This window comes from Bacillus niameyensis, assembly GCF_001375535.1.
Classification (GTDB): Bacteria; Bacillota; Bacilli; order Bacillales; family Bacillaceae_C; genus Lederbergia; species Lederbergia niameyensis.
In genome coordinates this window covers 1,244,242-1,259,554 of the sequence record NZ_LN831197.1, presented here as the reverse complement: position 1 = coordinate 1,259,554, position 15,313 = coordinate 1,244,242, and the positions used below count along the sequence as shown (strand labels likewise).

Below are 15,313 nucleotides of genomic sequence, written 5' to 3'. Positions count from 1 at the left end.
AAGGGTGATATCACTCTAATCCTGATCAGGAGGTGATAAGTATGGGCTACGGATTTGGTGGCTGTGGCTATGGCGGCTATGCAGGCGGCGGCGGTGGCGGCGGCTATGGATATGGTCGTGGCTTTGCGTTAATCGTTGTGTTATTTATCCTGTTGATTATTGTAGGAGCAGCTTGGCTTTAATTAGCCGTATCCTTAGTACTGTCTAAGGGACGCTGTTTGAAACAGGAAAAGTGGAGAGATGGACTGCTATCATCTCTCCACTTTTTTTGTATATTTCTCATTCCCGAGCAGCAGCTTTTACGATATGCCTCTACTGATTGAAGTTACGTTTTATCATGGGCAATTTAATTGTAAATACTGTATTTTCGTCATTAGATGTACAAAATAATTCTCCATGATGTTTCTCAATAATCTTTTTACTTATGTACAAGCCTAAACCCGTGCCTGAGCTTTTTGTCGTAATGAAAGGTTCAAAGATTTCATTAACCATAGTTTCTGGTATTTTTGGTCCGCAATTGGCTATTTCTATTATTGTAAAGCCCTCTTTTGAATATCCGTAAATATTGATTTTTGAAACTCCGACTTGGTCCACCATAGCTTCCATAGCATTAAACAGTAAATTAATCAAAACTTGTATTAATTCCTGTCTATACCCGTTTATAAATAGGTCCTCATGTATTTCTTTCATCAACTGAACTTTGAACTCTAATATTCTCGGGAGAATGATAATGTCAATTTGCTCAAACAGACTTTTTATGTTTATTACTGATTTTTCATTCTCCATTATTTCGTGATTGGGTAATAATAAAAATTGGGTTGTTTGCTTTTTTAATCCGTCCAATTCTTTTAATATGATATCCAAATACGGAAGATCAGGGTAACCGGACCTAAGCAATTGGACAAAACCTTGAATAACGGTTAAGGGATTTCTGAATTCATGAATGAAACTGGAGGTTAAAAGTTTAGTAACGACTTCATCATTAGAGAAATTTGTTTTTATTTCATTCGAGGACTGTATATCATTCGTTTTTTTCAACATTTCCACCTCGTCCATATCTCACTTTTTGTTCGCTATATCGTCGTAATGTGGCTTTTTCTGTCATTTTTTTATTGATATTAGTTTACACCTTATCTTTATAATTCTCAATAGAGAACGGAGGTGAGATTGTTGTTAGGATGGTACGAAGTAAATATAGAAAAACTTGTCGAAAAGTATTATAGTATATGTGGTTGTGAAAGTAGGTTGTAAACAATGAATGTAAAAACAATATGGAATAAAATTAGAATAAAATGGAAAAAGGCACATATGAATCAAATTTTGCTCTTAATGGGTGCATTACTTGTTTTGGGAGTGCTAGTATATTTTGCATGGTTAGCGAGTTCTGCAAACGTGGAGACATTAAAGCAAGGGCTCGCCCAATCAACGACTATCTATGATAAAGATGGGGATGAAGCAAGTAAGGTTTCTGCAAATAGGGCAGAGGGTGTAACAATCGATAAAGTCCCTGAACAGTTGCAAAATGCAATTATAGCGATTGAAGACCATCGATTTAGAGAGCATAAAGGATTTGATGTCAAGGGAATAGGTCGTGCATTTTTTTCAAATTTGAAAGCAGGAAGGATTACCGCTGGTGGAAGTACGATTACACAGCAGTTAACGAAAGTGGCTTTATTATCTCCAGAAAGAACATATAAAAGGAAATTAGAAGAAGTATTTCTTGCTGTAGAGCTAGAAAAGACATTCACAAAAGATGAAATATTAGAAATGTATATGAATCAAGTTTATTTTGGAAGTGGTGCATGGGGAGTACAAAATGCTTCACGGAAATATTTCGGAAAAGATGTTGAAAACATTAATTTGAGCGAAGCTGCAATGCTCGCAGGAATCATTAATCGTCCATCTGCTTTAGATCCTTATAAGAATATGGAAGGTGCGATCGATCGTCGAAACACCGTATTAGGACAAATGGAAAAGTTTGGAATGATTACAAAAGAACAACGAGAAGAAGCTCAAAATACTACAATTGCCCTTTCTAATAAGGGTGGAGATCCATTAAAAGGGAAATTCCCTTACTATGTTGATGCAGTTATTAATGAAGCTATTAATGTCTATGGGTTAACACAAGATGAAATTTTAACAAAGGGTTATAAGATCTATACAGAAATGGATCAAAATTTACAATTTACTATAGAAAAGGTATACCAAAATGATTCCCTATTTCCAGTAGCGAGTGATGGAACACTGGCACAAAGTGGTTCGCTTTTACTGGATCCAAAAACAGGTGGAATTAGAGCTCTAGTAGGAGGCAGGGGGCAACATACATTCCGCTCCTATAATCGAGCTACTCAACTAACCGCACAGCCAGGATCCATTATTAAACCATTGGCCGTTTATACCCCAGCACTGGAAGCTGGTTACACTGCGTATTCAACACTAAAAGATGAACAAGATCTTTCATTTGATGATTATCAACCAAAGAATGCAAACCAGCAATATTTAGGAGAAGTCCCTATGTATAAGGCAGTAGAAGATTCTTTAAATGTTCCAGCAGTGTGGCTCTTAAATGAAATCGGGTTGGACAAAGGCCTTAAAGCTGTGGAAAAGTTTGGATTGCCTACACAAACAGAAGATCAGTATTTAAGCTTAGCTTTGGGTGGAACAAAAACAGGATATTCACCTAAGCAGATGGCAGAAGCATATTCGGCCTTTGCGAATGAAGGTAAGCGAGTAGAAAGTCATATCATTACAAAAATAATTGGCCCAACAGGAAACGTTGTTGCAGAAGCACAGCCAAAAACAATAAGGGTAACCGACAAAAAAACAGCTAAACAAATGACCGAGATGCTTTTAAATGTTGTTGAAACAGGAACAGGGAAAAGAGCTAAAATTGATGGCTACTCGATTGCAGGAAAGACGGGTTCTACTCAAGTCTCATTTACATCGAACGGTACAAAAGACCAATGGTTTGTAGGATACACACCTAATTTAGTCGGAGCTACTTGGCTTGGCTATGATATAACAGATCAAGAGCATTATTTAAAAGGGAGTAGTGGGGATGTAGTAGTTCCTGTTTTTAGAGCGATTATGAAGGATAGCCTACAGTTTATAGAAAATGAAGAATTTCAGATCAACTCTATAAATGATCATCTTGAGGAACAACAAAAGAAAGAAGAGCGTTCATTTAAAGAAAAGTGGAATGAATTTGATGAGAAAATGTTAAAAGAAACAGAAAAATGGAAGGATAAAGTGGATAAAGGGAAGAGTCAATGGAAAAAGTTCGAAGATAAACTCAAGGAAAAATTGAAAAACCTTCGCTAGAAAGTAGAACGCGTTCAATAGTCAATGGATCACGGCTATTAGAACGCGTTCAATTCTTATGGATGCTTGTCAATAGTAAAGGAATCAGTTTTACTTCATTAGACTGTTATAAGATTGTTGTTTTTCACCATATCGTTTCTATTCAAAAAATTATTACGACTAGTAGATGAAAATTTTATCAAATTATGAGAAAATAAAGAGTGTGAAAGTAAGACAGGAGGCATATACATATGGAATACCGTATTGAGAAAGATACGATTGGAGAAATCAAAGTTCAAAAGGATAAGTACTGGGGCGCACAAACGCAAAGAAGTAAGCAAAACTTTAAAATTGGTACTGAGAAAATACCAATGGAAGTTATTAAAGCGTTTACTCATTTAAAAAAAGCAGCAGCAATTGCTAATCATGAGCTAGGTAAACTTTCCGATGCCAAAAAATCTGCCATTTCGGTAGCTTGTGACGAAATACTAGAAGGGAAATTTAATGAGCATTTTCCTCTTGTCGTATGGCAAACTGGAAGCGGTACCCAATCCAATATGAATGTAAATGAGGTCGTTGCGAGAAGAGCGAATGAAATTCTAGCTGAACAAGGCAGCGAAGAGAAAGTGCATCCGAATGATGATGTGAATATGTCACAAAGTTCGAATGATACTTTCCCAACTGCTATGCATGTTGCCGCATATGAAGAAGTACAAAATCTTTTATTACCCGCGCTTCAACAACTTAAAGGAACATTGAAGGAAAAAGAGAATGCTTATATGAACATCATTAAGATTGGACGGACTCATCTTCAAGATGCTACTCCACTAACACTCGGTCAAGAAATTAGTGGATGGCGTGCCATGTTGGATAGAAGTGAGGTTATGCTTAAAGAAAGCATTGAACATCTTCTGAGCCTTGCAATTGGAGGAACAGCAGTTGGAACCGGGATTAATGCTGACCCTTCTTTCGGCGATAAAGTAGCCAAACAACTTGAGAAGCAAACGGGTTACGCATTTATCTCTTCGGATAATAAATTTCATGCTTTAACAAGTCATGATGAAATAGTTTATGTTCATGGGGCCTTAAAAGGATTAGCTGCGGATTTAATGAAAATTGCTAATGATGTACGTTGGCTTGCTAGTGGACCACGTAGTGGAATTGGGGAAATTACTATACCAGCAAATGAGCCAGGAAGCTCGATTATGCCAGGGAAAGTAAACCCTACTCAAAGCGAAGCATTGACAATGGTCGTTACTCAAGTCTTTGGGAATGATGCTGCAATCGGATTTGCTGCAAGTCAAGGGAATTTTGAACTGAATGTTTTTAAACCAGTTATCATTTATAATTTCCTTCAATCCGTTCGCTTACTTGCTGATGGAATGGTTTCTTTTGACGAAAATTGTGTTCAAGGACTTGAGCCGAATCTTGACGTGATTGAGGAAAACATGAATCGTTCACTAATGCTTGTAACTGCTCTCAATCCTTATATTGGCTATGAAAAGGCAGCTGAAATTGCTAAGCTTGCATTTAATGAAGGAACTACACTTAAACAAGCAGCCATAAAAACGGGTTATTTAACAGAGGAGCAATACGAAGAATGGATCGACCCTAAGAAAATGGTTAATTTGCCCGAATAACATTTAATAGTAGCCCCCGGAAATTCCGGGGGCTAAGCCATTTTTATTTAGTTTTTAATTAACGAGATCCACCAAGTTGGTTTTGAGCCATTGAAACTAAACGCTTTGTAATTTCTCCACCAACAGAACCATTGGCACGAGAAGTTGTGTCAGCTCCAAGGTTTACACCAAATTCTTGTGCAATTTCAACCTTCATTTGATTGATTGCTTGTTCTGCACCCGGTACTAGAATTTGGTTAGAGTTGTTAGAATTGTTGTTAGCCATTTCTGTCATCTCCTTGTTGTTTTTTTTTTTTGGTTGGGTCAGCCGGATTTGCACCGGCACACAAGGGTGTGCACCAACTATGGTTGAACCCAGCGCTTTAAATTTTTTGTTTGTATTTTGTAGTATGTTTTTTTGGCAGAAAAATATTCGCAATTTGTAACAGGGAATTTATGGTGATTCCATGAAATAGAATCTAGATGATGACATACAACTATTATTTTCTAAAAACATATAAAAAAACCTGTCAATTTTCATTGACAGGTTTTTTGTTAGAGTATATTAACGAATTCTTAATTCAGTTGAAATATCGAAGAAGTGAACTTTATTCATATCGAGCGCTAGATCCATCATTTGTCCTGGTTCAGCAATTGTTCTCGCATCAATTTTGGCTACAAAATCTTGGTTACCAATAGAAGAATAAAGTTGAGTTTCAGCACCTAACAGTTCGGAAACTTCAATTTTTACCTCGATTTTTGATTTAGGAGAAGCTTCGATGAAAGCAGGTTCATCATGAATATCTTCAGGGCGAACACCCATTACTACTTCTTTACCAACATAGCCTTGCTCACGAAGCATTTTCATTTTTCCTTCAGGAACAGCTACTTTATTTCCTCCTTCGATATCAAAACCATCATCAGTCAGTTTTCCATGGAAGAAGTTCATAGCAGGAGAACCTATAAAGCCACCAACGAAAATATTGTCAGGATTATCATAAACTTCTTTCGGACTTCCTACTTGTTGAATAACGCCATCTTTCATAACAACGATACGAGTTGCCATTGTCATAGCTTCTGTTTGGTCATGCGTTACGTAAATAGTCGTAGTTTGTAGTCTTTGGTGAAGTTTAGCGATTTCAGCACGCATTTGTACACGAAGCTTAGCATCAAGGTTAGATAAAGGTTCGTCCATCAAGAATACTTTAGCATCACGAACGATCGCACGGCCTAGGGCAACACGTTGACGTTGTCCACCTGAAAGAGCTTTTGGTTTACGGTCTAGGAAGCTTTCAAGTCCAAGAATTTTTGCAGCATCATTTACACGGACTTCAATATCTTTCTTCGGCATTTTACGTAATTTCAAACCGAATGCCATGTTATCATATACTGTCATATGAGGATAAAGGGCATAGTTTTGGAAAACCATCGCGATGTCGCGGTCTTTTGGTGCAACATCATTAACTCTTTTATCGTCAATATAGAAATCACCTTGTGTAATTTCTTCTAGACCAGCAATCATTCGAAGTGTAGTTGATTTACCGCAACCGGAAGGACCAACAAATACAATAAATTCTTTATCTTTAACATGCAAATTAAAGTCGGAAACAGCTGTAACTTTATTATCATAGACTTTATAAATATTATCTAAGCGTAGTTCTGCCATCTATAAATCCCCCTAAAGTGTATTTATTTCTTGATTATTAGTTTACAGAATCCGCTTTCACCTGGCTATGGACAAGGTGCACAAAGACTATCAAGCTTTTTTGGGCATAATGCATATTACTCATCAAAAATATGTAAACAAGCTAAATATGTGAAAAATGCTCCATGAAAGGATTTAATATCAATTCCTGTTTTTTCAATAAACTTGTCTATGCGATATTGTAGACTATTTCTATGCATAAAGAGCTTCTTAGCTGTTAATGTGGCGTTCGATTGGTTTTCAATATACGTTTTAATCGTTTTCGATAGCTCAGGGTCATCCGCTAAAATAGTATGTATATCACTAAACAAAATTTGCCGATCCTTTTCTAAAAGATTTTGATAGGCATAGATGGGCATTGACTTTTCCCTCGTGAAAATCCGCTCTTCAGGATGTTCCGACAATGAAAGTTCTAATAATTTCTTTTCTAATTTAAACAGGGCTCGCAAGTTTTCGTGAGGCGCTTTGAAATGACTTATAAAAAAATGAATTTTAATAAAAAAGTCACTTTCAAAAGCTTCAATAGCAGAGAATAGCTCTGTTTCGGTTATCGCTAAATTCCTTTCTTCTTCTATAATTACACCATGATGATGACTTAGAGGAACTATTAAAACCTCGTTGGAGAATAGGCTCTTGACTGCTTCTTTCCATTCATCATATTGAAAGTCACTTCGAATATTCGTAATCATGTAATGAATAAAGCGGATATTTTCCGAATGAAAAGGAGGGAAGGGTCCATCAAGTATAAGATAATTCCGCCATTCCTTTGCGATTGGTGAAAGTCTTAACGTAGGATTAGTATGATCTATTGGAAATAATGTGTTTAATAACGTTATCTCACCTTCTGATAATCGTTCAATAGGAATGCCGATAAAGGAATTCGTTTCACTATCTTTAACCCATAAAAGCTGTGGATTTGCACTTGGTTGTGAGCTTATTACTGCGTCCGGATAAATTTGTAATAATTGATTAAACATACAGTCTGAAATCTCCTCTTTCTTAGAAAAATGCATACGTCCTTAATTGCTAGGCGTGCCATCTGTCCATTTTGGGCGGGATAGCACTAGAATTTAATTAAAGAGACGAGCAATGAAGCTCGCCCCGCTATTCATTCATATTTTCTTCGGCTTATCTTCTGGAAATAGATCAATGGTCTCTTCTATGTTCGTGGAATCGTCCCGCATGAATACATAACCGCCAGACATTCCTTCGTTAATCATACGGTCGACATCTACATATAGTTCATCGCGACCTTCATATTCTACATCGGGCAAGAATTGCTCTTTATTATTTTTATTCTTTGACATACCATCAGCCTCCTTACTAAATAGTCTGGAAACCAAATGGTCGCATCATTCGCGGTAAATAATGTTCAACGCATCCGATCATAAACATGAAAGATCATTAAATCATGCACTTGTTTTTCCAATTCTGTTTTTACATTATCTGGAACGTTAGAAGTCCAGTGAATTTGACCATCAGCCTGATATAATCCTGTCATTTTTGTTTGTTGAAAATAAAATGAAAAGGTCCAGCCTGGAAGCTGTTGATTGGAAAACATAGATTGAATTTGGAAATGCAGTATCACATATTTCACCTCAATTCTAGTGTATCAAAAAAAATCCTGACTTAAAATCATTTCAAAAATTAAATGAGAACAGTCTATAATAAAGAAAGAAACTTTTTTCTATATGAAACGTAAATGTACAAGCAGGTGAATCAAAGATATACGAACTCAACCTGCCTGTGGGAGGTTTAAAAATGAATAGTTTATTTACGATCTTTTTTATGGTTTTAATAGGAGCCGTTATTGGAGGGTTCACCAATTTTTTGGCAATAAGGATGCTATTTCATCCTTATCAACCAATTTATATCGGGAAATGGCAGTTACCTTTCACACCAGGGCTAATTCCAAAACGACGAAATGAATTGGCCGATCAAATTGGAAAATTAGTTGTTAATCACCTCGTTACGCCTGAAAGTATTCAAAGGAAACTGGCTGAAGATACGTTAAAAAAAGAAATGGAGACTCTTTTTCGAGAAAAATTTAACAGCTGGTTGGATCATGGAATAACACTTGAGGAATTTTTAATAAAGCTGCAGCTGGAAGATCCGGTGGAAAAAACAAATACCTTCATTAATAAAAAGATTGAGGGTCAATATAATTCTCTAAAAGAAGTTTATTGGAACCGATCCATTGGGGATCTTATCCCCGTGGAATGGAGTGCACAAGTTGAAGAGAAAGTTCCATTGGTCGCTGATCAAATTATTAATAAAGCAACAGATTATTTTTCTAGTATGGAAGGTAAGCATAAAGTAAAAACGATGATTGAAAATTTCTTAAAAGAGCGTGGAAAGCTTTGGAACTTAGTACAAATGTTTGTCGGGAATGATTCATTAGCAGATCGCTTTCAACCAGAGATTATTAAGTTTTTAAATAACGAAGGAACGAAGCAAATGTTGGTCCATGTGCTAGAAACTGAATGGACTAAGCTTGAAAGTCGTTCTTTGCAGGAACTAATTCCAAGTTGGAACGATGAAAAGATTTTGGCTAATATTCAATCATGGTTTGCCAATACAATTCAAATTGAAAAAGTTTACCACCAATCTATTGCTGAACTTATCGCTCCGATCAAAGATAAAATCGATGAAAAATTTATACCTTTTTTATTGGAATTAGGAGGTAAGTATTTGACGAAGCGTTCTGGGGAGATCATCGAACGTTTTCAAGTTGAAGCAATTGTCCGGGAACAAATTGAATCTTTTTCATTAGAGAGGTTGGAAGAACTTGTGCTTTCTATTGCAAAAAAAGAGTTAGTAATGATCACTTATCTTGGCGCAATTCTTGGTGGTGCAATTGGACTAATTCAAGCAATCATTGTTCTGATTACCTCTTAATATGTTAAGATAGTCGGGAAAGGAGGTTTCTTTAAATGGCAACTAATCTAAATACATGTGCATTGGAGCTTGAAAAAGCTTTAAGAAATAGTGAGGAATTTCAAGAATTACAGAAAATGTATGCAACTGTGGAGCATAACGAGTCGGCTAAATCATTATTTGATGCATTCCGAAATGTACAAATTGAGCTTCAACAAAAGCAAATGGCTGGGCAAGATATTACAGAAGAAGAAGTAATAGAAGCCCAGGCGATTGCAAACAAGGTTCAAGAAAATACAAGTGTAACAAAGTTAATGGAAGCTGAACAGCGAATGAGTATGGCAATCCAAGAATTAAATAAAATTATTATGAAACCACTTGATGAACTTTATGGATCAATGGGTGGAAAGTAATAAACAAAACTACTTGATTGAAGGTAAGAAGGGGCTGTCCAAAAAGTGGAAGATCACTTCCCTTTTTGGCTGCCCCTTTTTAGTTGTTTTAAACGAGGGTGTTGATTTCCGCAGAAGGCACTCGCTTTCCGCGGGCATGGCTTGAGCCTCCTCAGTCGCTGTGCGACTTGCGGGGTCTCAAGGCTCATGTTATTCCCGCAGGAGTCTCGCGCCTTCTGCTCCAATCAACGTGCTTAAAATGAAACGATTATTTTTAACATATCTAAAAAAAGTGCACAAAAAAATCGTCCTATCTAGTAAAATGAAGTTACCACACAACATTCATAGAGAGGACGATTTTTATGTGCAATCCGAAGATTACTACTGAGAGGACGATCTATTCATCTGTCCGAATGGACAGAGAATCATTTTTAAAAGGGATCAAAACAAGAAAAACGCCTCAGGATTTGTGCAAAGCTACAAGATTTACCAATGTGAATACTGTTCGGGTTGCCCATTGAAAGAAGTCTACACAAAAGCCAAAGGTGATCGTAAAGTTCATTGGAATCCGATTTTCGAAGAAATGAAAACAAAAGCAAAAACAGCCCTTGAATGTGATAAGAAGGCAGCTATCTACGCTCGGCGCAAGATTGAGGTGGAAAGCGTGTTCGGTCACATCAAGGGCAATCGGTCATTCCGTAGATATTTACTACGGGGTCTTGAAAAGGTCCACACTGAATTCGGAATTGTGGCCTTGGCTCACAATCTCCTGAAAATAGCCAGCTATTTTCAGGTAATAAGCAAAAAAACACAAAAACAGGAGGAGAAAAAAGTGTCATTTTTCTCCTCCTGTTTTATTCGAGGGACTTATAGGACAGCCCCTTTATTCATCCGTTTTCATTAACTGTATATCAATATATAATTGACAATTCATTAGAAAGCTATCAAATTGAATTGAAGTTAATTCTGCAATTTGATTTAATCGATATTTTAATGTATTCGTGTGAATATATAATTGTTCAGCTGATGGCTTTAAACGACAGTTATTTAATAAAAACAACTCTAATGTTTCGATTAAGCTTGTTTGGCTTTCCTCATCTTTCTGCTTTAAGATTAATAAATCACTATTAGTATAATTTAATTTTGTGTGATAGCTAGAAATCGTTTCAAGATACCGCAAAATCCCAAGGTTTTTGTATTCGAAAGAGGGGAGCTTGCCTAAACCTAGGAATTTTCCCGTTTTTATCACTTCAAGTGCTTCTAAGTAGCTATGTTTTAATTTGAGAACAGATGAGTGTTCATTACTGATGCCAGAATAAATGGTTTGTTCTGGAAAATGATCTAAAATAAGGGATGTTAAGTTTTTGGTACTTTCCGTTAATTCGCGAGAAGGAGCTAAGTCACTTCCAATTAAAACGATAATTTTTAAATGATCTGTAAATAGATGAGTAGGGTATTTTAAAGTATTTAAATACAGTATTATTCTATCTAAAAGATCGTTAAAAATATGTTCGTTTTCTTGAGGTACGGAAAATACATTTAGAATAAAAAATTTTGGGAACTTAACATTCACATTAGCTGCTGCCGACTTCATTTGTTTCTCTGTTTGATAAAAGTCACCTATAACTTTTTTGAAAAATATATCTTTTTCTTGGCTTTTCTTAAGTTTATTTTGATTGTTTTCATATAGTAGCTTAGCAATATGAGAAGAAACCTCGTGTATGAATGCAAATTCTTTGTCAGTCAGTAGAGGAGCTGTTTCTTGTATCCATATATAGCCTAAGATTGTCCCTTTATATTTAGCGCTTACAACAACCCTCTGATTAAGGCCAATTTCTTTCATTTCCTTAACTCTGAAAGGTTTTGAAGATGTTTTAAGTTGGTCCACAATCCCTTCATCGAAAAATTTTTCTACAATGGAAATTGGCCAACGTTTTGCAAAGATCGTTAATTTGTTTACCTCATCAAACCGGTCAATGTAAAAGGAATTATAGGCCAATAAAGAAAATTGATGATCTTCAATAATGATCGGTTTTTTTAAATGATTGCTTATTAAATCGGCTATTTCATCAATATCAGATAGTGTAAAGATTTTTTCTAATAATGGCTTCAAGAATATTCACCTCGCAAAGCATTCTTACCATAGTCTACCATAGTGATAGCTTAGACAGTAAAAAAAGCTAGAGATAAAGGAGACACTCCCTTATTTCTAGCTCGATGCATGCAATTTGTTCAGAGCTCATCCCCTATGATAAGTCAAAGGGACCGAAGTTTGTACTTCGCTAAACAGTGCATTTTCGCTTTCCTTATTCAAAGCATTTCCGAAGTTGTTTTTGCTTGTAAATGGAGGAGGAGATAATCAGGACCGCCTGCTTTCGAATCTGTACCTGACATATTGAAGCCTCCAAATGGTTGATAACCAACGATAGCACCTGTACAGCCACGATTGAAATATAGATTCCCAACATGAAAATCTTCGCGCGCTTGTTCTAAATGATCGCGGTTATTTGAAATGACTGCTCCTGTTAATCCATATTCTGTGTTATTGGCTATTTTGATTGCGTGCGTAAAATCCCTAGCTTTAGAAAATGCTACTACAGGTCCAAAAATTTCCTCTTGCATAATCCGAGCATTAGGGTCAGCATCTGCAAAAATGGTCGGCTGTATGAAATAGCCTATTGTGTCATCACCTGCTCCACCAATCATTAACCGACCTTCATCCATGCCAATTTCAATATAGTTCATTATTTTATCAAAAGCATTTTGGTCATTAACTGGCCCCATAAAATGATCTGGATTTGTTGGATCCCCTACGGTTAGTTCTTTCGTTAATTCAACCGCACGGCCTAAAACTTGATCGTAAACATCCTCTACAATGATCGCACGGGAACATGCAGAGCATTTTTGTCCGGAGAAACCAAAAGCTGAACGAACTATGGATTGGGCAGCCAGTTCTAAGTCAGCTTCTGTATCAACGATAATCGTGTCTTTACCTCCCATTTCAGCGATGACACGCTTTAACCAAATTTGTGACTCATTTACTTTTGCAGCACGTTCATAAATGCGAGTACCTACTTCTCGAGAACCAGTAAAGCTAATAAATCGTGTTTTAGGATGATCGACAATGTAATCACCAATTTCCGATCCACTACTTGGTATAAAATTTACTACACCTTTTGGTAAGCCAGCTTCTATTAACACCTCAATAAATTTTGCTGCAATAATCGGTGTCGTTGATGCAGGTTTTAACAGTACCGTATTCCCTGAAACAAGTGCAGCTACGGTAGTTCCTGCCATGATTGCGAAGGCAAAATTCCACGGTGAAATGACCACACCTACGCCGAGTGGAATATAGTCATAGCGATTATATTCACCAGGTCTACTCTCCACTTTTTTTCCGTTCTTCATTTCTAACATTTGTCGTCCATAATATTCCAAGAAATCAATGGCTTCCGCAGTATCTGCATCCGCTTCGTTCCATGGTTTTCCAGCTTCCTTCACTAACAATGCAGAGAACTCATGTTTACGGCGACGAATAATGGCACTAGCTTTAAAAAGGATATTTGCTCGAACTTCAGGTTTCGTTTTTTTCCATGTTTCAAATGCCCTTAAGGCACTTTCCATTGCAAGTTCGACCATTTTTCGATCTGCTTTTGAGACACGTCCTATAACCTCTTTTTTATTCGCTGGATTAATAGAAATAATATGATCTTCCGTAGTGATAGACTCGCCATTGATGATTAGCGGATAGTCTTTTCCTAGATAACTTTCAACAAGTTGTATAGCTTTAGCAAATTCTTTTTGATTTTTTTCTTTCGTAAAATCAGTAAAAGGTTCATGTTTATACGTAATCAATACTATCACTCCTAAAAAATGTATTTAACTATTTTTTTGTTAGTCCCTTAAATGCAAAAGCAATATTTGCAGGCCTTTCTGCTAACCTTCTCATAAAGTAACCGTACCAATCCTCACCATAAGGTACATAAACCCTCACTTTATAGCCATCCTGAACTAGGANCTCGCTTTCCGCGGGCATGGCTTGAGCCTCCTCAGTCGCTGTGCGACTTGCGGGGTCTCAAGGCTCATGTTATTCCCGCAGGAGTCTCGCGCCTTCTGCTCCAATCAACGTGCTTAAAATGAAACGATTATTTTTAACATATCTAAAAAAAGTGCACAAAAAAATCGTCCTATCTAGTAAAATGAAGTTACCACACAACATTCATAGGGAGGACGATTTTTATGCAATGATTCTCTGTCCATTCGGACAGATGAATAGATCGTCCTCTTCTTGATATGTCCACTTGATGTCATTTTTATATTTACGCGTCTTTTCCTTTACGTATGTTCCATACGGATCAAGAAATCGAAACGCGGCTCCTTGTCCTCACCAATCGCATACAGAATGACTTTCAGCATTATTTTTGGATGATAGGAACTACGGCCGCCACCCGTATAATACGCAAAGAGTTGTGCATCGGGAATCGCCTCCACCATTTCATCCACCACACGCGCAATATGTTTTTCCGAAATGAACTCCTGAACATCGAAGATGGCAAAGCTTTAAATCTACAAGATTTACGAATGAGAAGACTGTTCGGGTTGCCCATTGAAAGAAGTCTGCACAAAAGCCAAAGGTAATCGTCAAGTTCATTGGAATCCGATTTTCGAAGAAATGAAAACAAAAGCAAAAACAGCCCTTGAATGTGATAAGAAGGCAGCTATCTACGCTCGGCGCAAGATTGAGGTGGAAAGGGTGTTCGATCACATCAAGGGCAATCGGTCATTCCGTAGATTTTTACTACGGGGTCTTGAAAAGGTCCACACTGAATTCGGAATTGTGGCCTTTGCTCACAATCTCCTGAAAATAGCCAGCATTCGCCAGCTATTTTCAGGTAATAAGCGAAAAAACACAAAAACAGGAGGAGAAAAAAGTGTCATTTTTCTCCTCCTGTTTTATTCGAGGGACTTATAGGACAGCCACTTGTTTTTATTGTTTAGAGGCTGATTTGATATCTTTTACAATTTGTTTAAAAGGAACATCTTCATTACCGGGATATTGGGTAATAACTTCTCCATTTTTATTAATTAGATAAAAACTGACTCCGTGAATGACTTGATCGTTATTATCCGGTTTTTTAACCCATTCTTTAAAATTCTTATAAGCATAATCCTCAATGACTTCTTGTTCATAGCCTGTTAAAAAATGCCATGTTGAAAAATTGGCTCCGAACGCTTCTCCATATTTTTTTAGAGCTTTGGGCGAGTCTACTTCGGGATCGACACTAAAGGAAACAAAATGAACATTGTCAAGCCCCTGTTTTTCGACCATTTGTTGAAGTTCTGTCATATTAGCAGTCATTGGCGGGCAAACTGTAGTGCAATTTGTAAAAACGAAATCAGCTACCCATACATTTCCCTTT

16 protein-coding genes and 2 pseudogenes are annotated in these 15,313 nt (G+C 36.8%); 7 read left to right on the top strand and 11 right to left on the bottom strand.

From position 1 onward, the window contains the following. Nucleotides 1–41 precede the first annotated feature (41 nt). Nucleotides 42–182 carry a YjcZ family sporulation protein gene (locus BN1243_RS21560; protein WP_084781831.1) on the top strand — a complete coding sequence of 47 codons (141 nt, stop codon included), beginning with the start codon at nucleotides 42–44 and terminating at the stop codon, nucleotides 180–182. A 130-nt stretch (nucleotides 183–312) separates the two neighbouring features. On the opposite strand, the gene BN1243_RS06220 is transcribed toward BN1243_RS21560, so the two are convergent. Beyond that, on the bottom strand, nucleotides 313–1,038 hold the full coding sequence (locus tag BN1243_RS06220; RefSeq protein ID WP_062105352.1) for a sensor histidine kinase: 726 nt from the start codon (nucleotides 1,036–1,038) through the stop codon (nucleotides 313–315). Between the two features lie 216 nt (nucleotides 1,039–1,254). Between BN1243_RS06220 and BN1243_RS06215 the strand changes: the two genes are divergently transcribed. Both BN1243_RS06215 and fumC read left to right on the top strand, forming a co-directional pair. Then, complete coding sequence (locus BN1243_RS06215) at nucleotides 1,255–3,321, top strand: transglycosylase domain-containing protein (protein WP_062105351.1); 2,067 nt, start codon at nucleotides 1,255–1,257, stop codon at nucleotides 3,319–3,321. Nucleotides 3,322–3,551: 230 nt separating this feature from the next. Beyond that, complete coding sequence (gene fumC, locus BN1243_RS06210; protein ID WP_062105350.1) at nucleotides 3,552–4,940, top strand: class II fumarate hydratase; 1,389 nt, start codon at nucleotides 3,552–3,554, stop codon at nucleotides 4,938–4,940. A gap of 58 nt (nucleotides 4,941–4,998) precedes the next feature. Here the strand turns inward: fumC and BN1243_RS06205 are convergent, their stop codons facing one another. The 5 genes from BN1243_RS06205 to BN1243_RS06185 form a co-directional block, all read right to left on the bottom strand. Further along, nucleotides 4,999–5,205, bottom strand: a complete 207-nt coding sequence (locus BN1243_RS06205; protein WP_062105349.1) for an alpha/beta-type small acid-soluble spore protein — start codon at nucleotides 5,203–5,205, stop codon at nucleotides 4,999–5,001. A gap of 279 nt (nucleotides 5,206–5,484) precedes the next feature. Next, nucleotides 5,485–6,585, bottom strand: a complete 1,101-nt coding sequence (locus BN1243_RS06200; protein ID WP_062105348.1) for an ABC transporter ATP-binding protein — start codon at nucleotides 6,583–6,585, stop codon at nucleotides 5,485–5,487. A 116-nt stretch (nucleotides 6,586–6,701) separates the two neighbouring features. Further along, on the bottom strand, nucleotides 6,702–7,601 hold the full coding sequence (locus BN1243_RS06195) for a helix-turn-helix domain-containing protein (protein ID WP_062105347.1): 900 nt from the start codon (nucleotides 7,599–7,601) through the stop codon (nucleotides 6,702–6,704). A 135-nt stretch (nucleotides 7,602–7,736) separates the two neighbouring features. Beyond that, the gene (locus BN1243_RS06190) at nucleotides 7,737–7,931 is read right to left on the bottom strand and encodes a hypothetical protein (protein ID WP_062105346.1); all 195 of its coding nucleotides are present in this window, start codon (nucleotides 7,929–7,931) and stop codon (nucleotides 7,737–7,739) included. Nucleotides 7,932–7,996: 65 nt separating this feature from the next. Then, entirely contained in the window at nucleotides 7,997–8,212 is a 216-nt protein-coding gene (locus tag BN1243_RS06185) for a DUF5342 family protein (RefSeq protein WP_062105345.1), read from the bottom strand. A 173-nt stretch (nucleotides 8,213–8,385) separates the two neighbouring features. Between BN1243_RS06185 and BN1243_RS06180 the strand changes: the two genes are divergently transcribed. From BN1243_RS06180 to BN1243_RS06170, 3 genes are all read left to right on the top strand, one after another. After that, the gene (locus BN1243_RS06180) at nucleotides 8,386–9,522 is read left to right on the top strand and encodes a DUF445 domain-containing protein (protein ID WP_062105344.1); all 1,137 of its coding nucleotides are present in this window, start codon (nucleotides 8,386–8,388) and stop codon (nucleotides 9,520–9,522) included. 35 nt (nucleotides 9,523–9,557) lie between these two features. Then, nucleotides 9,558–9,914, top strand: coding sequence for a YlbF/YmcA family competence regulator (locus BN1243_RS06175; RefSeq protein WP_062105343.1), 357 nt, complete (start codon nucleotides 9,558–9,560; stop codon nucleotides 9,912–9,914). Nucleotides 9,915–10,296: 382 nt separating this feature from the next. Next, nucleotides 10,297–10,797 carry a transposase gene (locus BN1243_RS06170; RefSeq protein WP_084781809.1) on the top strand — a complete coding sequence of 167 codons (501 nt, stop codon included), beginning with the start codon at nucleotides 10,297–10,299 and terminating at the stop codon, nucleotides 10,795–10,797. Here BN1243_RS06170 and BN1243_RS06165 read toward each other — a convergent pair. The 4 genes and pseudogenes from BN1243_RS06165 to BN1243_RS21980 all read right to left on the bottom strand — a co-directional run bounded on the left by BN1243_RS06165 (nucleotide 10,777) and on the right by BN1243_RS21980 (nucleotide 14,387). Beyond that, nucleotides 10,777–12,006, bottom strand: coding sequence for a PucR family transcriptional regulator (locus BN1243_RS06165; protein WP_062104995.1), 1,230 nt, complete (start codon nucleotides 12,004–12,006; stop codon nucleotides 10,777–10,779). The genes BN1243_RS06170 and BN1243_RS06165 overlap by 21 nt on opposite strands. Nucleotides 12,007–12,203: 197 nt before the next feature. Further along, nucleotides 12,204–13,754 (bottom strand): L-glutamate gamma-semialdehyde dehydrogenase, encoded by a 1,551-nt coding sequence (pruA, locus tag BN1243_RS06160; RefSeq protein WP_062110397.1) that lies wholly within the window; start codon nucleotides 13,752–13,754, stop codon nucleotides 12,204–12,206. A 22-nt stretch (nucleotides 13,755–13,776) separates the two neighbouring features. Next, nucleotides 13,777–13,908: pseudogene (locus BN1243_RS21985) on the bottom strand (proline dehydrogenase); the annotation flags it as partial. Nucleotides 13,909–14,228: 320 nt separating this feature from the next. Then, nucleotides 14,229–14,387, bottom strand: a complete 159-nt coding sequence (locus tag BN1243_RS21980; protein ID WP_154669807.1) for a hypothetical protein — start codon at nucleotides 14,385–14,387, stop codon at nucleotides 14,229–14,231. Between the two features lie 103 nt (nucleotides 14,388–14,490). Between BN1243_RS21980 and BN1243_RS06155 the strand changes: the two are divergent. Then, nucleotides 14,491–14,865: pseudogene (locus BN1243_RS06155) on the top strand (transposase); the annotation flags it as partial. A 15-nt stretch (nucleotides 14,866–14,880) separates the two neighbouring features. Here BN1243_RS06155 and BN1243_RS06150 read toward each other — a convergent pair. Continuing rightward, a partial coding sequence (locus tag BN1243_RS06150; protein WP_062110444.1) for an SCO family protein occupies nucleotides 14,881–15,313 on the bottom strand: 433 nt, incomplete at its 5' end.